The sequence below is a fragment of the Rhodobacteraceae bacterium IMCC1335 genome (genome assembly GCA_039640495.1).
Taxonomy (GTDB): domain Bacteria; phylum Pseudomonadota; class Alphaproteobacteria; order Rhodobacterales; family Rhodobacteraceae; genus Thalassovivens.
Map to the genome: position 1 here is coordinate 1,616,954 of CP046864.1, position 23,835 is coordinate 1,640,788.

24 protein-coding genes are annotated in these 23,835 nt (G+C 47.6%); 17 read left to right on the forward strand and 7 right to left on the reverse strand.

The features are described from left to right. Positions 1-99: 99 nt before the first annotated feature. Together GN241_07720 and GN241_07725 are read right to left on the reverse strand one after the other, a co-directional pair. Positions 100-1,011: an EamA family transporter gene (locus tag GN241_07720; protein XAT57264.1), complete on the reverse strand. Its 912-nt coding sequence runs from the start codon at positions 1,009-1,011 to the stop codon at positions 100-102. 192 nt (positions 1,012-1,203) lie between these two features. Further along, positions 1,204-1,662, reverse strand: coding sequence for a thioesterase (locus tag GN241_07725; protein XAT57265.1), 459 nt, complete (start codon positions 1,660-1,662; stop codon positions 1,204-1,206). Between the two features lie 47 nt (positions 1,663-1,709). On the opposite strand from GN241_07725, the gene GN241_07730 reads away from it, so the two are divergent. The 10 genes from GN241_07730 to GN241_07775 all read left to right on the forward strand — a co-directional run bounded on the left by GN241_07730 (position 1,710) and on the right by GN241_07775 (position 11,225). Next, positions 1,710-1,913: a hypothetical protein gene (locus GN241_07730; GenBank protein XAT57266.1), complete on the forward strand. Its 204-nt coding sequence runs from the start codon at positions 1,710-1,712 to the stop codon at positions 1,911-1,913. A gap of 106 nt (positions 1,914-2,019) precedes the next feature. Next, positions 2,020-2,820: a TIGR03084 family protein gene (locus GN241_07735; GenBank protein ID XAT57267.1), complete on the forward strand. Its 801-nt coding sequence runs from the start codon at positions 2,020-2,022 to the stop codon at positions 2,818-2,820. A gap of 281 nt (positions 2,821-3,101) precedes the next feature. Then, a complete protein-coding gene (phnD, locus tag GN241_07740; GenBank protein XAT57268.1) occupies positions 3,102-4,079 on the forward strand; it encodes a phosphate/phosphite/phosphonate ABC transporter substrate-binding protein in 978 nt (325 codons plus the stop codon). Between the two features lie 70 nt (positions 4,080-4,149). Beyond that, positions 4,150-4,953 carry a phosphonate ABC transporter ATP-binding protein gene (phnC, locus tag GN241_07745; GenBank protein ID XAT57269.1) on the forward strand — a complete coding sequence of 268 codons (804 nt, stop codon included), beginning with the start codon at positions 4,150-4,152 and terminating at the stop codon, positions 4,951-4,953. Between the two features lie 2 nt (positions 4,954-4,955). Beyond that, on the forward strand, positions 4,956-5,771 hold the full coding sequence (phnE, locus tag GN241_07750; GenBank protein ID XAT57270.1) for a phosphonate ABC transporter, permease protein PhnE: 816 nt from the start codon (positions 4,956-4,958) through the stop codon (positions 5,769-5,771). Beyond that, positions 5,771-6,583: a phosphonate ABC transporter, permease protein PhnE gene (gene phnE / locus GN241_07755; GenBank protein XAT57271.1), complete on the forward strand. Its 813-nt coding sequence runs from the start codon at positions 5,771-5,773 to the stop codon at positions 6,581-6,583. The genes phnE (GN241_07750) and phnE (GN241_07755) overlap by 1 nt, the downstream gene beginning before the upstream one ends. A gap of 481 nt (positions 6,584-7,064) precedes the next feature. Next, positions 7,065-8,033 (forward strand): tripartite tricarboxylate transporter substrate binding protein, encoded by a 969-nt coding sequence (locus GN241_07760; GenBank protein ID XAT57272.1) that lies wholly within the window; start codon positions 7,065-7,067, stop codon positions 8,031-8,033. Positions 8,034-8,107: 74 nt separating this feature from the next. Further along, positions 8,108-8,599 carry a tripartite tricarboxylate transporter TctB family protein gene (locus tag GN241_07765; protein ID XAT57273.1) on the forward strand — a complete coding sequence of 164 codons (492 nt, stop codon included), beginning with the start codon at positions 8,108-8,110 and terminating at the stop codon, positions 8,597-8,599. An 11-nt stretch (positions 8,600-8,610) separates the two neighbouring features. Next, on the forward strand, positions 8,611-10,131 hold the full coding sequence (locus GN241_07770) for a tripartite tricarboxylate transporter permease (protein ID XAT57274.1): 1,521 nt from the start codon (positions 8,611-8,613) through the stop codon (positions 10,129-10,131). 260 nt (positions 10,132-10,391) lie between these two features. Further along, positions 10,392-11,225 carry a universal stress protein gene (locus GN241_07775; protein ID XAT57275.1) on the forward strand — a complete coding sequence of 278 codons (834 nt, stop codon included), beginning with the start codon at positions 10,392-10,394 and terminating at the stop codon, positions 11,223-11,225. Positions 11,226-11,308: 83 nt separating this feature from the next. On the opposite strand, the gene GN241_07780 is transcribed toward GN241_07775, so the two are convergent. Further along, positions 11,309-11,881, reverse strand: a complete 573-nt coding sequence (locus GN241_07780) for a heme-binding protein (protein ID XAT57276.1) — start codon at positions 11,879-11,881, stop codon at positions 11,309-11,311. 222 nt (positions 11,882-12,103) lie between these two features. On the opposite strand from GN241_07780, the gene GN241_07785 reads away from it, so the two are divergent. Next, complete coding sequence (locus tag GN241_07785; GenBank protein XAT57277.1) at positions 12,104-13,108, forward strand: extracellular solute-binding protein; 1,005 nt, start codon at positions 12,104-12,106, stop codon at positions 13,106-13,108. A 1,377-nt stretch (positions 13,109-14,485) separates the two neighbouring features. Here GN241_07785 and GN241_07790 read toward each other — a convergent pair. Both GN241_07790 and GN241_07795 read right to left on the reverse strand, forming a co-directional pair. After that, on the reverse strand, positions 14,486-15,853 hold the full coding sequence (locus GN241_07790) for a hypothetical protein (protein XAT57278.1): 1,368 nt from the start codon (positions 15,851-15,853) through the stop codon (positions 14,486-14,488). 186 nt (positions 15,854-16,039) lie between these two features. After that, positions 16,040-16,612, reverse strand: coding sequence for a DUF882 domain-containing protein (locus GN241_07795; GenBank protein ID XAT59217.1), 573 nt, complete (start codon positions 16,610-16,612; stop codon positions 16,040-16,042). A 288-nt stretch (positions 16,613-16,900) separates the two neighbouring features. On the opposite strand from GN241_07795, the gene GN241_07800 reads away from it, so the two are divergent. From GN241_07800 to GN241_07815, 4 genes are read left to right on the forward strand one after another with little or no spacing between them, the layout of a single operon-like run. Continuing rightward, a complete protein-coding gene (locus GN241_07800) occupies positions 16,901-18,523 on the forward strand; it encodes a L,D-transpeptidase family protein (GenBank protein ID XAT57279.1) in 1,623 nt (540 codons plus the stop codon). Between the two features lie 11 nt (positions 18,524-18,534). Next, positions 18,535-19,656, forward strand: coding sequence for a UDP-3-O-(3-hydroxymyristoyl)glucosamine N-acyltransferase (gene lpxD / locus GN241_07805; protein ID XAT57280.1), 1,122 nt, complete (start codon positions 18,535-18,537; stop codon positions 19,654-19,656). A 12-nt stretch (positions 19,657-19,668) separates the two neighbouring features. Beyond that, a complete protein-coding gene (locus tag GN241_07810; protein ID XAT57281.1) occupies positions 19,669-19,926 on the forward strand; it encodes an acyl carrier protein in 258 nt (85 codons plus the stop codon). Next, a complete protein-coding gene (locus GN241_07815) occupies positions 19,923-21,131 on the forward strand; it encodes a beta-ketoacyl-ACP synthase II (GenBank protein XAT57282.1) in 1,209 nt (402 codons plus the stop codon). The genes GN241_07810 and GN241_07815 overlap by 4 nt, the downstream gene beginning before the upstream one ends. 57 nt (positions 21,132-21,188) lie before the next feature. Here GN241_07815 and GN241_07820 read toward each other — a convergent pair whose 3' ends face one another. Beyond that, on the reverse strand, positions 21,189-21,362 hold the full coding sequence (locus GN241_07820) for a hypothetical protein (GenBank protein XAT57283.1): 174 nt from the start codon (positions 21,360-21,362) through the stop codon (positions 21,189-21,191). 45 nt (positions 21,363-21,407) lie between these two features. Next, positions 21,408-22,544, reverse strand: coding sequence for a tRNA 2-thiouridine(34) synthase MnmA (mnmA, locus tag GN241_07825; GenBank protein ID XAT57284.1), 1,137 nt, complete (start codon positions 22,542-22,544; stop codon positions 21,408-21,410). Positions 22,545-22,660: 116 nt separating this feature from the next. Between mnmA and GN241_07830 the strand changes: the two genes are divergently transcribed. Together GN241_07830 and GN241_07835 are read left to right on the forward strand one after the other, a co-directional pair. Continuing rightward, positions 22,661-22,942, forward strand: coding sequence for a DUF1153 domain-containing protein (locus GN241_07830; GenBank protein ID XAT57285.1), 282 nt, complete (start codon positions 22,661-22,663; stop codon positions 22,940-22,942). A gap of 83 nt (positions 22,943-23,025) precedes the next feature. Beyond that, positions 23,026-23,742: a response regulator gene (locus tag GN241_07835; protein XAT57286.1), complete on the forward strand. Its 717-nt coding sequence runs from the start codon at positions 23,026-23,028 to the stop codon at positions 23,740-23,742. The last annotated feature ends 93 nt before the right edge of the window (positions 23,743-23,835 follow it).

Genomic DNA, 23,835 nt, shown 5'->3' on the forward strand with positions numbered 1-23,835 from the left:
TAACTTTTAGGTCGCTTTGAGCCTGTGATCTGATTTGCCTTAAATAGTTTTGACAACAGCCCTGCCGTCAAATCGAGGTTGCACGAGGTTTTCAAACCATCATTTTCGACCCCGTTTTAACGGCGCCATCCCTGGTTTCTCTTTGGTTTTAGCCTCCCGCCACATCGTGTAAAGACCGGCGGCTACCACTAAGCCAGCGCCCGCCAATGCCAAATGCGTTGGCCAATCGCCATAGACCAAAAAGCCGAATAAGAGCGCCCATAAGAGGCCCGTATAGCGAAAGGGCGCGACAAAGGATAACTCGCCCACCCGAGCCGCTAAAACGCTGAAAAAATACGCTGCGCAAATGAGCAGAGAGCAAGCAACCAAATACCATGTCTGCATCCGCTCTACTGGCACCCATTCGATATAAAGCATTGAAATTGAGGCATAAATAAAAACGCTGAGCGCGGCAAAAAAGGTAATCATAAGGCTGGGAATATGTGCGCTCATGGAGCGGGTCACGAGCTCTCGCAAGGTAATAAACAAAACCGCGATCAACGCATAGTAGGAATAATTGCTAAACCCCTCAGCGCCAGGGCGTACAATCATAAGCATACCCAAAAACCCGATGCCGATGGCAATCATGCGCCGCCACCCCAACAATTCGTCTAAAAACAGTGCAGCACCAAGGGCAACCGTGAGGGGCAGCAATTGTAAAATAGCCGTGGCATTCGCAATCGGCATATTGATCAGGGCATTCAAGAAAAAATAAGTTGCGCAAACGTCTGCGGCGCAGCGCAAAGCGATTAAGCCCCAGTCTTTTCGGGCGTATCTTATCGTCCAAGCTCGATAAAATTGGCACAAGCCCGCAATCATCAACAGCGCCACAGCCCCGCGCAGCATTAAAATTTGTGACAGCGGTAACTGAGCCCCGAGCAGTTTGACAAACAGATCATTGGTGGTGAAAGCCGCCATGCTCAACACCATCAACATGGCACCTTTTATATTCTCTGTTTTTTTTTCGGGCATAGTGCATTCCTATGAAGCAAACCGCTGCTTCAAATCTGTAGGATCAGTTTGTGCAATAGGCGAGCTTAAACTGAACGCTTAGGGTTTTTTAAAATATGGCTGCAAATTAAATTTTTACTTTGATAGACTTATCAGAGCTGTGGGCGGATCCGGTATTTCTTTGTTCTGTTAAAGATGAAGCGCCAAAGATCATCAGCGCAGGCCCATCTTTCGCGAGCGGTGTTTGAGGTCAGATAAGGCTTGATCCTTCATCTGAAAGGCGCTCAGCGCGTGGGCAATGTGCTGCGGGATGGGAACGCCATGCGGGCAGGGCTTTTGTTGCACGTGCATTTCGATTAATTCGCATAGCGCCACGGTGTTTTGTGCGCAGATCATTTCAGCATAGAGATGAAACAATTTATCCGTTTGCGATATGAGATGGATGTTTACTGCAAGCGCATCCGCGTCTTTTACCTCTTTCAAAAAATATTTATGCTCTTCGACCAAATAGATCGTGCAGCCTGTTGCCTGGCGATACGCGCGGTCAAAGCCCACTTCATCTTGTAGTGCATCTACCCCATGGCTAAACACCAGGCCATAATATGCATCTTGCATATGCCCATTATAATCGATCCAATCTGAGTGAACCTTGGTATGATACGTAAAAGCCATCTGAAATCTCTACCTTTTCTGTATCTAGATCATCATTTTGGGCGCGTTTGAACCTATTTTATGATGGGATGGTGTTGCGTAAAAGTCAGGGGCAAGGCGGTTGGCGCGGCTCTGCGTTAAAAAGGCCGCGCCTGCGCATAAATATCGCAGATCAATATTTACAGGGCATGTGCTGGCATCTGATCGTTTTGGTCTGCGCGCTTGGGGCTGCTTGCCGTGCCGGGGCTGTGCGCTCAGGGCTTTGGGCTTGAAAGAATTGTAAAAATGGCTTTGGGTATAAGCAGAAGTTACGTGTAGTTGCTGCCGTTAATGAATGGCCAAACAAGGCGCGGTTTGAAAAATGGCATAGGGCGGTATATGCAGCAAGCTGATGATTATTTAAAAGAAGTTGAGGCGCTTGCCGATTTATTGAGCGGCCAGCCGGAGGATGTTTTCCAATTGGAAACCTTGTTTAAATCTTGGACGGTCAATGACGTGATCGGTCATCTTCATATGTTTGATCTCGCCGCGCTCGCCGCATTGGAAAGTGACGCGGCCTTTGACGCTTTTTTTGCCCCAATTCAAACGAATTTGAACCAAGGTTTAACGTTGTTGCAGTGCCAATATCCGTTTCTAGGATCTTTGAGCGGCATCGGATTATTTCAAAAATGGCACGCCACGGCGCAGGTGGTCAGCGCGGCCTATCGCTCAGCGAACCCCAAGCAGAGGGTGAAATGGGCTGGGCCAGAAATGAGCGCACTATCCTGCATAACGGCCCGGCAAATGGAAACTTGGGCGCATGGACAAGCGGTTTTTGACGTGTTGGGCAGGCCACGCCAAGCGCATGATCGGATCCGCAATATTTGCCATTTAGGCGCGGTAACGTTTGCGTGGACGTTTCAAAACAGAGGTTTGCCGGTGCCAGACGAGGCTCCATATGTGTGCCTTACTGCGCCATCAGGGACGGTTTGGACGTGGAATTCTCCAAGCAAAACCCAATATGTGAAGGGCAAGGCGGTGGACTTCGCGCAAGTCGTAACGCAAGTGCGCAACATCGAAGATACCGATTTGCAATTGGTCGGCGCTAACGCGATAAGCTGGATGGAACTTGCCCAATGTTTTGCCGGCAAGCCGGAAACGCCACCTGCCAAGAATACGCGTTTCACGCGCAGACTCTAATCATTATTCACGTCGCATATACGTTAATCACGGCAGTCAAATCGACATAAAAATTTTAATTTAAGATATTTATGCGTGTCGTGACGTTCGGCGCAATGGCTTGATGATCGCGCGTTTTTAAGATTTTTAGAGGTTAAAAAGCACCACAGGCATAGGCCACCTGAAAATTTAAAGATAAATTTTCCACTCAAATAAAAAAATGGAGTTTTGTGATAAATTTTGTTGTTTTGGGATTTTTGTCGACATACGCTGATCCAATTAAAGTAATATGGGAGGCTTGAATGACTACAACAACAAAACTGTCAGCGCTTACGGTTGCTACGACGTTTCTTGTCGGAGCTGCGGTAAGCCAAGCAATGGCGGAAGATTGCTACAGAGGCACTTTAGATGCCGCTTATTGTGATAGAAATATGGATCAAGTGGCGGATTTGCCCCTAGATGAAAAAGACTGGGTTGATCCTAAAACCATTATTTTCACTTATACACCGGTAGAAGATCCGGCGGTATATGCTAATATCTGGACGCCCTTTATTAAGCATCTTGAAGCTTACACGGATAGAAAAGTTGTGTTCTTCCCCGTGGAATCAAATGCAGCACAATTAGAGGCCATGCGCTCTGGTCGTTTGCATGTGGCAGGCTTTAATACCGGCTCTAACCCGATTGCGGTCAGCTGTGCAGGCTTTGTTCCATTTGCGATGCACGCGAAAGATGATGGCTCGTACGGGTATGAGATGGAAATTATTGTGCATGCGGATAGCGAAATTAAATCGCCATCTGAAATTAAGGGACGCACAATGGCCTTTACATCGCCAACCTCCAACTCCGGTTTCAAAGCACCTTCCGCGATCTTGAAAGGTGAATTTGATTTAATCGCTGATCGGGATTTCACACCCACATATTCGGGCAAGCATGATAATTCGATCTTGGGTGTGTATAATGGTGATTATGAAATAGCTGCGGTTGCGAACTCTGTGTTGCAACGTATGGTGCGCCGAGGCGTTATCGAAGCCGATAAAATCAGAACGGTTTATCAATCACCAACTTTCCCAACTACAGGTTATGGGCATGCGCATAATTTGCACCCAGAGTTGGTTGGAAAAATCAAATCAGCATTTTTCACGTTCGATTTCGATTCAGATCCGGTTTACAAAAAAGAATTTGCGAAAGCCGACCGTTTTGTCGGTATTCGGCATAAAAATGACTGGGCTGTGATCCGCCAAATCGATGCAGCGAATGGCGTAAGCTACGACTGTAAATAAATATTGAGCCGAGCCAGGTTAAGTTAGAACCTGGCTCGCTTTTTTTGACTTATAAAGACAGAGAGATAGAATGCTTCAATTAAGTGATTTAAAGAAACGCTACGATACAGGTGATTATGCACTTAAAGGTGTTACTCTTGATGTCCCGCAAGGGCAGGTACTGGCCCTGATTGGTCCCTCTGGGGCTGGTAAATCAACGCTTATCCGCTGCGTCAATCGGTTGGTTGAACCAAGTTCGGGCAGCGTAAAGCTGAAAGATTTAGAATTAACGCGGCTGTCGTCTACAGCGCTGCGGCGCGCACGCCGTAAAATGGGTATGATTTTTCAGGAATATGCGCTTGTTGAACGGCTCACCGTGATGGAAAATGTTCTCTCTGGCCGTCTGGGCTATGTGGGTTTTTGGCGGAGCTATTTCCGAAAATTCTCAAGCGCCGATATTCAGGAAGCGTATCGTTTGCTCGATCGCGTGGGGCTTAAACATATGGCCGATAAACGCGCGGATGAGCTTTCCGGTGGGCAAAGGCAGCGGGTGGGTATTTGCCGTGCCTTGATTCAAGATCCTGATGTATTGCTTGTGGATGAGCCCACAGCCAGCCTTGATCCAAAAACATCGCGTCAAATCATGCGGCTGATACAGGAACTGTGCCAAGAGCGCGGGCTTACCGCGATCATTAACATACATGACGTGTTTTTGGCGCAAATGTTCTCGCAACGTGTGGTTGGGCTCGAACTTGGCGCAGTTGTTTATGATGGCCCGCCGGATGGTTTGTCGCCCGAGGTGCTGACGCGCATCTACGGTGAGGAAGATTGGTCTGCCACCATCAAGGCGAGCGAAGACGACCATGATGATGACGATACAACAGAAGAGTTTTGAAAATGAAAAACACTTCGCAAAATACGGCCTATCCGAGTGCTTGGAAAAAAGCCCCATTCATCGAAAATGATTTTTTACGGTGGTTGCTTTTTCTCGGCGTTGCAATTTATTTGGCAGCGGCTCTGGGAACGATGGATATCGATATCCAACGTATCAAAGAAGGCTTGCCGCGCGCGAAACGCTTCTTAGATTCGTTCTTCCCCCCTAATTTTGCCGATAACCGGGGCGTCGTTTGGGAAGGGATTGCCGAAAGCATTTGGATGGCAATTATTTCCACGGTTGCGGGAATCGCGCTATCCATACCGGTTGGTCTTGGCGCGGCTCGGAACTTGGCACCGGCTTGGGTGTACTTATTCTGCCGAGGCATCATCGCAGGCTCGCGAACCTTTCCCGAAATTATCTTGGCGATTTTCGCGGTGAAGCTATTTGGCTTTGGGCCTTTTGCGGGTTTCGTTGCTCTGGCTTTGGGAACGATTGGATTTTACGCAAAACTGCTTGCCGAAGATATCGAGAATTGCAGTGCATCTCAGGCCGAGGCGGTCAAAGCCACTGGCGCGAATTGGTTTCAATGGGTAAATTATTCCATTCAGCCACAAGTGATGCCCCGAATGATCGGCCTATCGATTTATCGGTTAGACATCAATTTCCGCGAATCAGCCGTTGTCGGCATCGTCGGAGGAGGCGGTATTGGCGCCACTTTGAACACAGCCTTCTCTCGGTATGAGTTCGACACGGCTGCCGCAATTCTATTGATCATAATCTTGATCGTAATGGGATTGGAATATTCCTCAAGCTTTATGAGAAAGTGGGTGCAATAATGCCTTCATATCAAACCAGCGTCGGTGAATCCTGGAAGCACCGCACCACTAAAGAGCAGTGGATCCGGTGGTTCTTTTGGCTGGTCAGCTTAGCCATCATTGCCTATTCGTGGCAGATGATTTCGGAAAAAACCATTTGGTTTTTTGTTGCGGATGCGCCGGGGCAAGGTGCGGATATGGTCGCGCGTATGATTCCACCCAAATGGTCTTATCTCGATCAATTGTGGAAACCCGTCTGGGATACGCTTAATATTGCAACATTGGGCACTGTCATTGCGATGGTCATCGCAGGCCCCGTCGCGTTTGCAGCAGCGCGAAATACCACACCGCATATTATCGTGCGAACGATTGCGCTTTTTATCATCGTTTCTTCAAGATCAGTAAACTCATTGATCTGGGCGCTTATCTTGGTGTTCATCCTTGGGCCAGGCGTGCTGGCCGGAACGATTGCAATTGGCTTACGATCGGTCGGATTTTGCGCCAAATTGATTTATGAATCGATTGAAGAAATTGATCATACGCAAGTTGAGGCAATCGAGGCCACTGGCGCTAATAAAGCGCAGCAAATGATCTTTGGGATTTTACCGCAAGTGCTGCCGACCATTGCAGGCGTTGCAATTTACCGCTGGGACATCAATATTCGCGAGTCAACTATTTTAGGACTGGTTGGAGCCGGTGGCATCGGCTTGCAATTGAACGGATCGCTGAACACGCTGGCCTGGACGCAAGTTTCGATGATCCTCATCGTGATTCTGATCACCGTGTTTATTTCTGAATGGGTGTCTGCAAAGGTGCGCGGTGCGATCATTTAAATTGCAAAGCGAGGTCGGTAAATTATAGCATGGATAATATTCCAAGACGGGCCTTTGATGCCGACTTAAACTGGCGAAGAGGGGTTGAGCTTCTTTCCGAGGCGTGATCAACAAATAAAATAATAAAAGGGGGTAATCCATCGTGGTACGAAGGGTTGCCCTTTTTTGTAAACCGTATCCCAATCAAGGCTTCCATCGGCTTAGCTCACCACACCTTTGCGTTCAGTTAAAAAGTTTCGGCTGCCTGCACTTTTATTAAGAGCTTTTGCAAGGAGTTTATTGATGAGAGTTGCCCATTCATTATTTGAATAAAAAAAATTAAGTAAGTAATAAAAATTTATAAAAAACATTTCTATTGAAATAAAATTACTTCGAAATAGTTAATATTGTCAGAAACCGGCTTTCGAGTCGTTTTTGGGGATATGTTTAGGTTTTTGGCGGGGTGACAGACCCTGTTGTAAACGAATAGGAGTTTTAAAAAATGAGACTAGACTTGAAGAGCCTCTTTACACCTCTGTTGGCTGCGTCTTTGGCTTTGGCGACAGGTTTGCCTGCATTGGCCGGCGATTGGAAACCACAAAAGCCAGTTGAAATGGTTATTATGGCAGGTCAGGGTGGGGGTGCCGATCGGCTTGCGCGACTGTTTCAAAGCATCATTCAAAAGGAAAACTTAGCAGATATGCCCGTTTTGCCAGTGAATAAAGGCGGCGGATCTGGCGCGGAAGCGCTGCGGTATCTGAAAGACAAAGCCGGTGATAATCATGTGATTATGGCCACGCTAAACAGTTATTACACCACGCCCTTGCGGACAGATATTGGGGTGAATATCGAAGAGTTTACCCCGATAGCGCGGATGGCGCTGGATACGTTTGTGCTTTGGGTCCACGCAGATACGGGCATCACCACGATCGAAGAATATGTTGCCGCGGTGAAAGCCGAAGGTGGCGCTTGGAAAATGGGTGGCACGGGAACTGGACAGGAAGACAGCCTGGTGACAGCTATGCTGGAAGAAGAGTTCGATATCTCGGTGACTTATGTTCCCTTCAAAGGGGGCGGAGCGGTAGCAAAGAGTCTTGTTGGCGGGGTCATAAACTCGTCTGTGAACAACCCCTCTGAGGCTTTGGGTTTTTACAAAGCGGGAAAACTTGTGCCGATCGCGGCCTTCACGCCAAGCCGGATTGATGTGTTTCCGGAAACACCGACCATGCGCGAATTGGGTCATGATTTGGTATATTGGATGCAACGCTCTTTCGTGGCGCCCAAAGATATGGCCCCAGACGCAGTGGATTATTATACAGCTATGTTTGAAAAATTGGCGGCCTCTTCTGAATGGCAGACCTACACAAAAGAAAAAGCTTTGATGGCAGATTTCCTAACGGGAGACGCGTTGCAGTCTTATTTCTTGGATGAACGTGCCAAACATGCGCAATTGCTAAACGTTTCAAACTGATCAGTTTTGAACGGAATTTAAAAAACCAGGCGGTCGCGATTGCGCGGCCGTCATATTAATATAAGGGCGCTCAAATGTTGCTTGCTGATCGTGTCATCGCGTGTTTTCTAATATTTTTATCGCTATATTTTATGTGGTATGCCAGCGAGTTGCCCATCGGATGGAATGGTATGACGGGTGGTCCGGGTGGCGGGGCCTTTGGGTTTTGGCTTTCAGCCATTATGATGCTGGCATCGTTAGGTATTTTACGCCGAAGTTATAAATCAAAATCGGAAAGCGAAGGTTCGTTTTTTGATCCCGAAATGCTGCGATCTGTGGTTATCGTGACGCTGGCCTTGGTGGTAACCGTGGCGCTTTTGCCTTGGATTGGGGCCTATATAGCGCTTCCCGCTTTTACCTTGTGGTATTTGCGTTTTTTTGGCGGGCATGGATGGGGGCTAAGCCTTTTTATGGCCATCGCCAGCGCCGTATTCTTTTTCTTTTTCTTTGAGGTGACGCTCAGAATTCTTTTGCCTAAAGGCATCACAGAGTCTGTCTTTATCCCGCTTTACGCGCAGTTTTTCTAAAGGAACCCAAGATGGATTTACTAAACCAGTTGGCGAATGGCTTTGCGATTTCTTTGCAACCTTTAAACCTGGTGATCGTGTTCATTGGTGTTTTTGCAGGTTTATTTATCGGGGCTATGCCGGGGCTTGGATCGGTGAATGGTGTTGCGATTGTGCTGCCTTTAACCTTTATCGTGCCTCCATCCTCGGCTATTATTTTGCTTGCAGCGATTTATTATGGCGCGATGTATGGCGGCGCAGTAAGCTCTATTTTGCTTGGTATTCCTGGCGCATCAACCGCCGTGGCAACCACGTTTGATGGCCGGCCAATGGCGCAACAGGGCAAAGCCGGGCTGGCGCTTTTAACGGCGGCGGCCGCCTCTTTTATTGGCGGAACAATTTCGATCATCTTATTTACACTTTTCGCAGAACCGTTGGCGGATCTGGCATTGGCCTTTGGACCAGCAGAAGAATTTACCCTGGTTTTGTTGGCCTTCACCACATTTGTTGGGCTGGGCGGTGATGATGTCTATAAAACGATCATTATGATCTGTTTAGGTTTGATTTTATCGACGGTTGGTTTGGATATGATATCTGGGCAACCTCGGATGATTTTCTTTGATCAACCCGGCTTTTATTCGGGCATCAGTTTTCTGGTTTTGGCGATTGGCACCTATGGGGTGGGGGAAATTTTATATACGATTGAAACGCAGAAAACGGCCCCCTCAGTGACGTCGGCGAAATTGTCTTTCAAAGATATTTGGTCTGGTTTGAAAGAGGTGAATAAGCTTTGGAAAACGATGAGCTTTGGTTCTTTTCTGGGGTTTTTCGTGGGTATGTTGCCTGCTGCAGGCGCCACCCCTGCTGCGCTTATGTCTTACGGGGTGGCAAAATTATCGTCAAAAACCCCTGAAAAATTTGGAAAAGGCGCGGTTGAAGGCGTGGCCGCCCCAGAAACCGCCAATAATGCGGCATCAACAGGATCACTATTGCCGATGTTGACGCTTGGAATACCTGGTTCCCCGACCACGGCTTTGCTGCTTGGGGGCATGGTGATGTGGGGGCTGGTCCCGGGGCCCATGCTGTTCATTGAACAATCCGAGTTTGTTTGGAGTTTGATATCCTCACTCTATACCGCCAATGTTATGGCCGTTATTGTCAATTTGGCGTTAATTCCAGTTTTTGTTTGGGCGTTGCGGATGCCGTTTAGCGTATTGTGCGCGATGGTGTTTTTGCTTTGCTTGGTTGGAGGCTACGCACCGAGCCAAAAAATTCATGATGTTTGGTTGATTATTGGCTTTGGCATCTGCGGGTATATTTTGCGAAAAGCGGATTATCCCTTGGCCCCTTTGGTTTTGGCCTTGGTGCTGGGGGGGTTAATGGAAAAAAGCTTTCGGCAAACATTGATTGCCGAGCAAGGAAACATTTTCGCCTTCGTTGAGCGGCCATTATCCGCAACCTTTTTAGGTATAAGTATCATTTTGTTTCTATTGCCTTTTTTAAAGTTTTTTCTATCTCGAAAACGGGCTGCCTCGGTCAGCTCGCAATCGTAGAAAGGGGGCTTTTCTTGGTGCAAATAGACCGTCGTGTTGACCAGATATTCAGTTGTTATATCTGCTGCTCATTAAGGCATATTTTGGGATTTCCTGCCTTATTTCAGAGTGTAATTTTTAATCAAAGTGCGGTTTTTTTAAAAACCTTTAACTTACGCTCTGCACGAGAGGTATGTCACAAAATCTTAAAAGATGTATCGCAGGCAGCGTTTAAAACGCGTTTAAGACCTTCAGGTTCGCGTTAGAAAGAGGGATGTTACATGCTTAAAAATATTCTTGTGGCCTATAATGGTTTGCCTGGATCCGATGCGGCGTTGAAAGGCGCTGTGCAGGTTCAACAGCGCTTTGATGCGGATCTCACCGGTTTATTTGCGCATGGCAATCCGTTTTTATCGCGGCAGTTGCACAAGGCGTGGATGCCACAAAAAATGCAGGATGCAATCGTGGAGGCTGCGGATAGCCCCAGTGATGATATTCGAGAAAAATTTGATCAGATATGTCAGTTAGTTCCAACTGAAAAGAAAACATGGATAAATAGCGGGGGATCTGTTCAAACCACCGTTGCGCGGTATTCTCGTCTGTTTGATCTGACAATTTTGGGAATGCATGAAAAAAGCTTTGCGCATAACCTATCGCATTTAGAGCTTTTTCCAGACCGAATTGCTCTGGAAAGTGGGCGGCCGGTTTTGGTGTTTCCATCAAATCCTCCCATGGATTGCTTTGATAAAACCATCGTGATTGCGTGGGATGGCAAGCGGGCGGCGGCGCGGGCGCTGGCTGATGCTAAACTATTTTTAAGAGCGGGCCATAATGTTGATCTTGTGTCGATCGGGCGCATGCCGCTTGCCGAGGCAACCCCAGGCGTTGATATTGAGAAGCTTTTTAAAAACCATGGCTGGAACGTTACAATTAGTGAGATACCGCTGTCTAAAAAGACCATTTCGCAAACTCTTGTAGAGCATTGCCGCAACGTTGATGCTGGCCTTTTGGTGATGGGCGCTTACGAACATTCGCCGCTTCGCGAAGGGTTATTTGGGGGCGTGACACAGGATATTTCGCTTGGCGCCGAAATACCCGTATTGATGAGCCATTAGCCCTTTTACAGCTTCAATATACGGTTGCCTCACCTTCACATGCGTTTGGAGCGCTGCGCTGGCTGGGCAACCCAGACGTCTTATCAAGGTTGCCAGTCTATCGGGTAGATGGCTTCATTCCGTCTCATGAAAAAAGGCGTTAGCGGCCCGTTATAGGTTGCCTTGATCGATGGGCCCAGGATCGTCACGCCAGCCTCTTGCAAGTGGCGCTTAAGATGCGCAGCGCGAGTTTGATAATTTTTGTCGGTAGACCTGCCAGAATATTGTATCACCGCGTAATATCCGCCGGGCACCGTAACCAATTTTACGGAGCCGTGTGAAGGTGCTGGGGCCGTTTCTTTGGTAAAGGCTTGAGGCAAATAAAATTGCATTTGCGTTGTACCGTTTTGGTCGGTTTGCGTGACCGGAATGGTCATTGAAATTTTCGAAGAGGTTTCATTGCTGCCCGAAATATACGAAAACAATCGGCGAAATGCCGAATTGCTGCCGTGACCCTGAATGGTTTGAACAGCAAGCCGGTCTTTATATTGACGAATTTCATACGCGTCATTTGTTTCCAAAATTTTATATTCTGTCTCTTCATAGGCCATTGCGCCTCCGGAAAATAACACCCAAACCATAAGGCCGGTGGTCAATATGCGAGAGATTTCTATCATAATATAAATATAGCTTTTGGATATGTTGTATCAATTATGTAGCTATTAGTATCTGTTAAAATTTAATTTTCACCTTTTTATGAAGATGTGGAGGGTTCTTTTTTTGCAAAAAGAGTTGAGGAAGAATTTTTTTCTTAGTATTTTTGTCAACAATTATTCTTTACAAAAATTGTCAAGAAATATATTGATGGTCTATTAACTGAAAAAATATGGAATTATGACATGAAATCTTTTGTAAAACTGATCGCGGCAGGTCTCGTTCTCACAAGCGCTGCTGAAGCCGAGGACGTGAACGTTTATTCTTATCGTCAACCCGAATTGATCAAGCCACTTACCGATGCGTTCACAAAAAAAACGGGTATCAAAGTGAACGCGGCTTACCTTAAAAAAGGTATGGTCGAGCGGATGAAAGCAGAAGGCAAACGCAGCCCTGTTGATGTGATGCTAACCGTCGATATTTCGCGCCTTGCGGCTTTGTTAGACGCGGGGTTAACGCAGCCGGTTGAGAGCGCATTACTGGAAGAGAACGTACCCAGCCTGTATCGGGATCCGGGCAAGGAATGGTTTGGGTTAACCACGCGGGCTCGTATTGTTTATGCAAGCAAAGAGCGTGTTGCTGCGGGCGAGGTGACAACCTATGAAGATCTTGCTGATCCAAAATGGCGCGGTAGGCTTTGCACGCGTTCGGGCACCAATGCCTATAATTTGGCGCTTATGTCGGCGGTGATTTATCACCACGGTGAGGCAGGTGCACAAACTTGGCTTGAGGGTGTTAAGGCAAATTTGGCGCGCAAACCTCAGGGCAATGATCGTGCGCAGGTTAAGGCCATCTGGGCGGGTGAATGCGATATTTCTATTGGAAACACTTATTATATGGGTAACATGCTTGCGGATTCTGAACAAAAATCTTGGGCAGACAGCGTCAATGTGTTGTTTCCAAAGTTTGAAAATGGCGGTACGCATGTAAATATTTCCGGTATAGCCATGGCAAAACATGCGCCAAATAGAGAAAACGCGCTTAAGTTTATGGAGTTTTTGACATCTCCTGATGCGCAAGAAGTCTATGCGACTGCCAATTATGAATATCCAATCGCTCCGAACACCGAACCAGCAGAATTGGTTAAGGGTTGGGGTAGCTTTCAGGCAGATGATGTGAATCTGATGGAATTGGCCGCGCGGCGCAAGCTTGCCTTGAAAATCACTGAAGTTGTGGATTTTGACGGGTAAGCACATCGTGCTGGGCCCAGTATTAAAGCTGGGCCGGCCTATCACGCCGCGTTCCTGTCAAATTAAATCACGGCCGGGTAGGGGCGGTTTTGGGCCGGGGTAGATGAAGCTCTGTTAAAGAGATCTTTTTTCTTTTGCAATTCGTTGCAGCCCTAGCCCAGCTTCAGCGGCGCGCAAGCAGGTAAAAGCCTTACTAAGATCCGTCGGTATTGTCTGAATGAGAAGAGGTGTCACATGTTAGAAAATCCATTAGGTATCAGAGGGGCGGCGCCGGTTGGCTTAGTCCAAGACCTAACCCCTGATGAGGCGCTTTGTATCCGGTATTTGCGGCTTTGGTGAGCGGGGCCAGAGGCGCAAGCGGAAATTTGGAATGAATTTTCACGAAGTTTAGGACCAACCCCCGCAAAACAAGCGTTTTCGGCGTTTGAAAGCGTGTTTGCAATCTGTTCTAGCCATGACCACAGACCCTTCATTTTAAATTGTGTGAATTGTAAATCCCTAGGCGGAGATGAATCGGGATTTGTTAATTTTCTGGACTACGCTGTGGAGGGGCAGCGTGAAGATGCTTTTTTAATGGCCTGCAATTTAGTACGCCCCGAAGTTGCACTAATCCTGCTGGATTTCGCGATGGACCTTGCCCTCAATCTACGCCTGATTGCCTTAAATATCGGGGTCGTGCAGGCGCAGCCTCCGCTTTGCAAACACTGGCATTGAGCTGATAAACTGTGTCAGCTGGCCAGATTCAAGTTAAAAAATTTTTCTCTTTAGAGTTATGAGCTTTTCGCGCTATTGATTTTGAGTCTCAATTCACCTGATCGGCAAAAGAAAATGGTCAGCCAGAATTGAATTGAGATGCCTAGATCTCGATAGAAATTGTTTGATTTTCAACTCGAATTTCGTGTGTTTAAGCTGTTATTTGTGATTTCATGATACGTAAATTGATGCTCAGAATAGACATACGATTGCAACGCATTTTAACAATGAAACTTTTCTTAAGCCTCATTGATTTAGTGATTGAAACGTAAAATTAAAAAGCTTGGGGCTAGCTCTGTCTAACCGCAGATTAAAATTATGTCAGAGCTTGGCCAGCTTTTGTCCTTAACGAGAACCGCTGGGCCCATATGCTTTGCATTATACAAAATTAAGCCCGCCCAAAGGAAAATGAGCAGCCAGCTTCGCCGCCTTACCTTGCGGGCGCGGTTCAACACGTCTGTCGCTTATAAACGTGATCAAAGACTTGCGTCGATCCGGTGTTCAAAAGCGTGCTTTTAGGAATTGAACAGTCAGAATGGCGAAGACAGGAATAAGACCCGATTTGCTTGCGCTCTCATGGTCCAGTTCGAGCTTAATCGGACCCTTCTTATTGAAGCGGTAAGCTCAACTTGCGGGTAAAACTCGGGTAACCACCTGTTTGGTATAAAGAGACACTGCGAGGACTTCATATCGCAAATCAAAGAGCGCGCAAAACTCATTTAACGCCTTAAACTCATCCTGCTGCCAACCCTGGTTGATAATCAATTCATCAAAAATGATCACCGTCTGTTCATCTATGACGGATCGCGCATTTTTAAGCGCGCTCAAGGTTGATCCGTATAGATCTGCATCAAGGTTTATCAACGCAGCTTTGGTGCGTTCGCTAGCAAAAAAGCTTGGTAAAGTCTTGTCAAACTCACCGACGATGAACTCACCTCCGGGGACATCTGGTACTTTTCCAAAGCTGCTATATGACCCTTTGGGAACAGATCGCCAATCTGCGGGCAGGCCCTCAAACGTATCAAATCCAAACCCTTTTTTATAACTCTTCATCAGATACCTGAACGAGTCTCCCATCCAAACGCCAAACTCATAAAAGGGACGTGACCGGTCTGATAAAGATACAGCAAGGTCAAAAATCGACCAGCGGTTAAAATGTAAGCTGGGCTGTTCTTTCAAAGACAACACCCATTCGATGCTTTTCAAGATTGGATCGTCAGACAATTCGCTATTCATTAATGAGTCAAAATGGCTTCGGTCGCCCTTGAATGCGTTCATACCGGCTAGGGTGAAAATTGCATCACGATACATGGGCTCTGCTTTAAGGCACATTTCCACAATCGCCTGGGCAGTTTCTGCATCGCTTACCGTAGAATGCAGGTTCCAATAGGCGCGAAAACTGTTTTCATCGATGTCAATCGCTTTCAAAAAACAATCCTGAGCGCCCTTAATATCGGCGCGATCGTTCAATAGGTTGCCATAATTATTATAGGCAGGCGAGAAGAGCGGGTTGATCTTAAGAGCCGCTTTTAAATGCTGCTCTGATCTATCCAGCAATCCAAGCGACTTGAGAGATACGGCCACGTTGTTGTGATAGTTGACCTTGTTGTCCCGTTGCATGTTTTGCTCTGAGGGGCAGGGTTTGATTTCTATCGCTTGTTCATAATGGAAAATTGCTTTTACGTCATGGCCCAGTTTCGAATAGCTTTCGGCCATAATATTGTGAAGAAAGATTGACTCGGGAAACTCGCTCAAAAGCTGTCCTGCAGATGTAACAACAGATTCGTACTCGCCTTTTTGAAACAGATTGATCAATAGCTTTGACAAGATAGGATTGATCAAAGGCTGAGAATCTGACGCACCGCCCGTTTCGATCTCGATCAGCGCTTCCTGGGCTAAAATGGAAGAGGTCTCTTCAAGAGAGGCTGCAACGGATGAACAGGTCATAGATGCCGATAGATCGGATGTTCTGTTAAGGTCAAAAGCTGCCATTGCGTATCTCCTTCAGGAATAGAAACGACCGCAGGCGATTTTGTTTAGCGCTTTAGGGATTTAAATTTTGATTTTGATAGAATTTTAATATTTGAAACAGGTTACTTGAAGCAGATTTTATTAAAAACTATCTAATACGGCTGCCACGAGAAACGCTTAAAAACATCTCAGGTGGTTAAACTGGGCTTATCTGCCCCAGCTGCGCAGGGGACCACAATCGACATGAACAAAATTTGAACGTGAATAGCTCCCAACGCCGCCAGCCTTGCAAGAATTAGCAGCTTTGGAAAGTTGCCGCACTGAACGCGATGACAATCGAAGATCCGCAGCTTGCCCAGAGATATGCAATGACTTCTTGGCCACCAATCGCGATTGACGGCGCAGCATCGCATTGGTTTTAGCGCTACGATACCCAGAAAGCAGTTGATACGGCTCATCCGTGTCCAAAAGGCGGTGACTGGCTGCCATGATGTCGATCGTGCGCACATCAATTTGCTTAATTTCATTGCGACGCCAATCTCGCATAATGCGATTGATTTCGTCGATAGCCTCAGGAATATATTGCCCGTCAATCCAGTAGATCGTATTCACCCGCTCGCCGCTGCGCTTTGAATACAAATTCAGGCTACGAATATCGCCTGATCTGCGCAGGAAACCAGCCGCTTTCGAAAACGTAGGCGCTGCTGATACGAGCGTTGCTGCAAATGCACCAAGCAAAAAGCGTCGCGATAGCGCGGTGCAGTTTTGCGTGTGATCCATTCCCGAAAACCCTTTGTCCATATTTCTACCAGGCGATCGAAACCCGTTCACCCACGCCACGCTTCTTGCCATAAAAGAGAGCATTAGCCAAGATTTTATTTACCGATAGTTTGTATCTGACCTTTTTCAGGGCAATTTTTGCCGTTGGTATGCGGTCTTTTTAATCTAAAAGCCTAGAAATTTTGATAACTTTTAAAGAGCCGTCACCAAAAAGTGACGTGATCTGTGCTTCCAATCAACTACATATGCTATATAAAGATATGTGAAATACCAAGGGTGGGAAAGGCGATGGTCGGCCAGCAGCTTGAGCAGATAAAAAGATCATTTTTTATTAAATTGGGTTTTTTATGTGTCATTTTTTTTATTTTTTTCACGCAGAGCCTACGGGCTGAGCTGACTGATTTTGCGTTTAAATTGGGTTTGCTAGAAAAAGTGGCTGGTGAAAAAGCCGTTGAAGATTTTTACCAAAACCGGAATTTCAGGCCCGTCTGGATAGGGCAGGGTCCAGCCGCTACTGAGCGCCGAACGGCTTTATTCACAGCGCTTGAACAGGCTGATTTGCACGCGTTGCCGAAGAGGCGCTACAGGGCTGATTTAAGGCTTTTCAAAAAGCGCGGCCAAGATGGAAGGCAGTTGGGTATCTTAGAAGGCCAACTTACAATGGCGTTTTTACGATATGCAAAAGACGTCCATGCGGGTCTTTTAAATCCAAGCAAAGTAGACGAATTGATTTTCCGCAAGCTGCCGCGCATTAATCCAAGCGAGCTTTTGCAACGGGTTGTTTCAGAACCAGCAAAAGCTGTTTTTAACAGCCTGCCACCGCAAAGCGACGCCTATAAGAATCTGATGAAGGCGCGGCAGAAACTGCTTAAGGCGCGCCTGAATGCGCCGTGGGGGCCGGTTCTGTTAGATGAGCGGCTGGCCAAAGGTGCCGAGGGAGATCGGGTTGTTCAACTTCGCGATCGACTTATATCACAGGGCTATTTGAAGCACACGGCTTCTGCGCGGTTCGATGGTGATTTGCGGTTGGCGCTTCAACGCTTTCAAAAAGACCACGGGTTATCGCCCGATGGCATTGCCGGCAGCAATACGATTGCTGAGTTGAACGTTCCAATATCGCAGCGCTTGCAATCTATAGAAGTTGCCATGGAGCGGGAACGCTGGATTAATCATCCGCAACAAAATCGTCAAATTGTGGTGAATTTAACTGATTACACGGTCAAGCTTATAGAAAATGGCACGGTAAAATTTCAAACCCGCTCGGTCGTGGGCGCGGATATTGATGATCAGCGCAGTCCAGAGTTTTCAGATGTAATGGAATATATGGTTATAAATCCGACTTGGAATGTTCCAAAATCGATCACGCTAAATGAATATTTGCCTGAGCTACAGGAAGATCCAAGTGCGCATAGCTATCTTACGCTTTATGATCAAGACGGGCAGGTTGTTGATCGAGACTTTGTTGATTTTTTGGCCTATGATCAAGACAGCTTCCCTTATGATTTAAAGCAGCTGCCATCGCAAACAAACGCGCTTGGGTTGGTAAAGTTTATGTTGCCCAACCCGCATAACATTTATTTGCATGACACGCCGTCTAAAGCCTTATTCGCGAAAGAGACGCGGGCTTTCAGCCATGGTTGTATCCGCCTGCATCAGCCTTTTGATTTTGCTTTTGAGCTTCTGTCAGATCAAAGCTATGATCCCGTTGGCGATTTTTTTCGACTTTTAGATGCGGGCAAAGAGGCCAGCATTATCCTCAAGAATCCAGTTCCTGTTCACATTATTTATCGCACCGCCGTTGCAGAATATGACGGACGGATTGGGTTCAGACGGGATATTTATGGCCGCGATGCGCGTATTTTTGAGGCCTTACGGATGGCAGGGCTGGCGTTAGAGGCCACGCAAGGCTAAACCAATCTGAGATGGAAAAAAAAATCGCGTATACCCTTAAAGATATTGCGGCGTCTCTCGGCCTTACGCTGGTGGGGGATCCGTACATGCGCGTGCACAGCGTCTCAGAGCCCAGTAGCGCCAAGCAAGGCCAGTTGGCTCTGGCCATGTCGCCCGCCTATGAAGCTCAACTTGGCGAAGGAGCGGCTGAAATGGCGATGCTGCGCGAAGGGGCGGATTGGCAAGCGCTTGGATTGCGCGCTGCGCTTTTGGCGCCGCGCCCGAAATTTGCTTTGTCGGGTTTATCCGCGATGCTTGATCCCGGGCAATCAGTGCCGCAGGGCATTCACCCATCTGCAGTGATTGATCCGAGCGCTAAGCTTGGACAAAATCTTTGCATCGGTCCTTTCAGTTATATCGGTCCAAACGCTGAATTAGGCGATGCCTGTTTGATAGGCCCTCATTGTCATATCGGCGCTTCCAGCGTTTTGGGTGATCATGCGCGCCTGCGAGAGGGTGTTAAAATTGGCGCGCGTGTCAAGATTGGGGATCGCTTTATCGCGCAGCCAGGGGTTGTTATTGGGGCGGATGGCTTTTCGTTCGTGACCCAAGAAATTTCGGGCGTGGAGGCTGCCCGTGCAACCTTGGGCGATCAAACCGCCTCTGTTCAGCAGCAAAGCTGGGCACGGGTGCATTCTTTGGGCAGCGTTACGATTGGAGATGATGTCGAACTGGGGGCCAATACATGCGTTGATTGCGGTACAATCCGCGATACTGTCCTTGGTGATGGTGTGAAATGCGACAATCTGGTGCAAATTGGCCATAACGTGACGGTCGATCAGCATAGTTTGATTTGCGCGCAAGTGGCGATTGCGGGATCAACCCGAATTGGCAAACATGTTGTGCTGGGCGGGCAAACGGGGGTGAGCGATAATTTATTTATTGGAGATCACGTGATCACGGGCGGCGCAACGAAAGTGCTGTCTAATGTTCCTGCGGGGCGCGTTATGCTGGGCTATCCGGCTATGAAGATGGATAGCCACCTTGAGGCGTATAAGGCCTTGCGCCGCTTGCCGCGCTTGATGCGCGATTTTGCAGAGTTCAAAGCCCGGTTTTTAAATCAAAAAGATGAATCTTTTAAGGATAAGAATTAGAAGGTTGAAATCATGGATATAGAAAATAAAGTCATTGAAATCATAGCGGAACTTGCAGTTCTTGAAGTTGAAGACGTATCCTTAGATAGCAGTTTAGACAGTTTGGGGATCGATAGTCTGGGGCTGGTCGAAAGTATTTTCGCAATAGAGGAAACCTTTGACATTCAAATACCCTTCAACGCGAATGATCTCCAAAATAGTGAGTTTGACATCTCTTCGGTAGCAACAATCATTGCCGGAATTCAAGAATTGGTGGCAAAAAAGCCGTGAAAAGGGTTGTGATTACAGGCGCAGGCACAATCAACGCGCTTGGGCATAGTGTCAAAGAAACGTTCGAGGCGATGCGTGAGGGGCGCTGCGGCATCGCTCCGGTCATGTTTCGCGATGTAGAGCGGTTGTCAATTCAGATCGGAGGGCAGGTTCGTAACTTTACTCCCGAAGAGGTGTTCAATCGCCAGCAATTGGTTCTTTATGATCGGTTTACGCAATTCAGTTTATTGGCTGCGAAAGAGGCGTTAGAGCAATCTGGATTGGTCTTTACCGGGGAGCTTGCCGCGACATCCGGTGTGGTTTTGGGCACTGCTGGCGGCGGGGTGAGCACCTGGGATGATAATTATCGCGCCGTATATGAAGAAGGTAAGAACCGGGTGCATCCGTTTGTGGTGCCCAAGCTGATGAATAATGCAGCGGCCAGCCATATTTCGATGGAATATAATTTGAAAGGCCCCAGCTTTACGGTGTCAACCGCTTGTGCCAGCTCCAATCATGCCATGGCGCAAGCTTTTCAATTGGTCCGCTCAGGCATGTCGCCCGCAATGGTAACGGGGGGATCTGAATCCATGCTTTGTTTTGGCGGTGTTAAAGCTTGGGAAGGGTTGCGGGTGATGAGCCGAGATGCCTGCCGCCCTTTTTCGGCCAATCGAAATGGCATGGTACAGGGCGAAGGTGCCGCGATATTTGTGTTTGAAGAATTGGAACATGCGAAGGCCCGCAAAGCCGAAATTCTGGCTGAAGTCGTCGGCTATGCGATGTCTTCGGATGCTGCTGATATTGTGATGCCTTCTAAACAGGGGGCTGAACGTGCAATCGCGGGTGCGCTAAAAAATGCAGGTCTTAATCCAGAAGATGTTGGCTATATCAATGCGCATGGCACGGGCACTGCTGCGAATGACAAAACCGAATGCGCAGCCGTGGCAACGGTGTTCGGGCGCCACGCGGATGATTTGATGATCAGTTCTACCAAATCCATGCATGGCCATGTGATCGGCGGCACCGGGGCTGTTGAGCTTTTGGCCTGTATCATGGCATTGCGCGATAGCGTTGTCGCCCCGACAATCGGTTACGAAGAGGCAGATCCGGAATGCGCGCTGGACGTTGTGCCCAACATTGCGCGGGAGGCCTCGGTGAGCGTGGCGCTCAGCAATGCCTTTGCATTTGGTGGTCTAAATGCTGTTATTGCGTTGCGAAAGTTTTAACCCAATATAAAAGCGTAAATGTATCGCAGATCTATGCCTGCCGGTTATTGTGACAGGCTAAAACCCTTTGCCGAGCCCGTTTAACGTATTCTTAAGGCGTGCAGGAACATAGCCTTGCTGCCCATTTTGCCAGTTTTTGGGTTTGGTGTTCATGCCCAAATAAGGTTTGGCAAAATATCCCCCTATTCCCATCGCGGATAACAGAATAACGATCAAAAGAAATTGCTTCATTTCTAGATCCTAAAAGCTTTTCATGTGATTGAAAAGCATCTGCGTTTACGCGCGCTTGGTGATCCAGCCACCGCCCAAGACACGGGTGCTGTCAGTGTCATAAAACACGCAGGCTTGCCCTGGGGCAACGCCTTCTTCGGGGTTTAAAAGTTCGACTTCGCCGGTCGTCTCGCTGAGCGGTTTTACAAGCGCCTCTTTCGGCCCTCGCGTAGAGCGCAATTTAACCGAGAGATGCCATTCTGCCCGATCTGCAAACGGAGTATCTCCCAACCAATTGATACCCATAATGGGCACTTTGCGCACGGCCAATAAGTGCTTTGGCCCCACAATAACCTGCTTTTTTTCAACGTCCAAGCCAATCACGTAAATCGGGTCAGCTAAGCCACCAATCCCCAGACCTCTGCGTTGCCCAATCGTATAATGGATCAAGCCGTGATGCTGGCCCAATATTGTACCATCCACCCCCACTATATCCCCCGGTTCAGCGGAACCGGGGCGCAACTTCTCAATCACCGCTGCATAATTTCCATCTGGAACAAAGCAAATATCTTGACTGTCTGGTTTGCTGGCGACATCAAGCCCATATTTGTGGGCTAAGGCGCGTGTTTGTGCTTTCGAAGTCAAATGTCCAAGCGGAAAACGCAGAAAGTCAACTTGAGGTTGGGTGGTGGAGAATAGGAAATAGCTTTGGTCGCGCGTGGCATCGCCAGCCTGATGCAATTCGGCTTTATTTGGGCCTTGTTTGCGCTGAATATAATGGCCGGTCGCCATGCAATCCGCCTCAAGATCCCGCGCTGTTTGCATCAGATCTTTGAATTTCACCCGCTCATTGCAGCGAATGCAGGGCACTGGCGTTGCCCCGGCCAAATAACTATCTGCAAAGTCATCGATCACAGCCTCTTGAAAGATGTTTTCATAATCCAGCACGTAATGTGGAAAACCCATATTCTCAGCCACGCGGCGCGCGTCATGAATATCAATACCGGCGCAACACGCACCTTTCTTTGCCAAAGCCGCCCCATGATCGTAAAGTTGCAGGGTAACGCCAACCACATCATAGCCTTCACTCGCCAATTGCGCGGCCACAACAGAACTGTCGACACCGCCAGACATGGCCACGACGACGCGTGTTTCCGCAGGCGGTTTTGCAAACCCTAAAGAATTGAGGGGCGAGTCCGTCACGAGAGTTCCTTTTTGTTTACGTTTAAAAAGATCACATTTTAAACATTTTTATCGTGACGGTTCATTAGACATTAAGCCGCCTAACCGCAATCTTTTCTTTGGGAAAAGGGGGTACTATGCGGTTTAGAAAAGATATGAAAACTGGCGCGGGGTTGGTGCGCCTTGCGGATGGCTCACTTTTAAGCGACGCGGATTTGCCGCCTCGGGACACAACGCGGTGGGTGGCCTCGCGCAAATTGGCAGTGGTGCGTGCCGTAATTTATCAATTACGGACGCAAGAAGAAGTTCTTGAAACCTACAGCATCAGCGAAGAAGAATTTTGTGATTGGGTGAATTGCTTGGCGACCAATGGCCCCTCTGGTTTAAAAATAACGTCGCGCAGCAATATTTCACGCTAGAGTTAAGTTAATTACGTTATGGTAACGAGTGGTTAACCTTTATGGTGAAGCTTTGGTGACGCGCGTAAGTATTGGAGATTTTGATGCGTATTCTATTGGTTGAAGACGATGCGACAACATCGAAAAGTATCGAGATGTTGCTATCTCATGCTAGTTTGAACGTGTATACGACAGATCTTGGCGAAGAAGCGATCGACTTGGCCAAACTGTATGATTTTGACCTGATACTTCTAGATTTGAAACTGCCGGATATGAGCGGGCATGAGGTGTTACGACAATTGCGCTTGGCGCGGATTGATACGCCAACACTGATATTATCGGGCGATGATAACACAGATAGCAAAATTCGGGGTCTGGGCTCTGGTGCAGATGATTATTTGATCAAACCCTTTCACCGTGAAGAGCTGGTTGCGCGGATCCATGCGATTATCCGGCGGTCGAAAGGGCATTCTCAATCGATCATTGAAACAGGTAAAATAGCACTTAATTTGGATGCAAAAACCGTAGAGGTGGATGGAAAAAGCGTACATCTGACTGGAAAAGAATATCAAATGCTAGAACTTCTTTCGCTGCGCAAGGGAACCACATTGACCAAAGAGATGTTTCTAAATCATCTATATGGCGGGATGGATGAGCCGGAACTTAAAATAATAGATGTCTTTATTTGCAAATTGCGTAAGAAATTATCGCGTGCCTGCGCGAATGAAAATTACATCGAAACGGTTTGGGGCAGGGGCTATGTTTTGAAAGACCCCAAACCCAGCCAAAACGAACCGGTTGCTCTGGCTGTTGGTGCCTAAGCAAATTTAAGATTCTTCTCTGGACCGCGGTTTCAAGCCACTCTATCACAGAACCAATAGGTTTGGAGTGGACAACCGGTGGATACTGAGAGC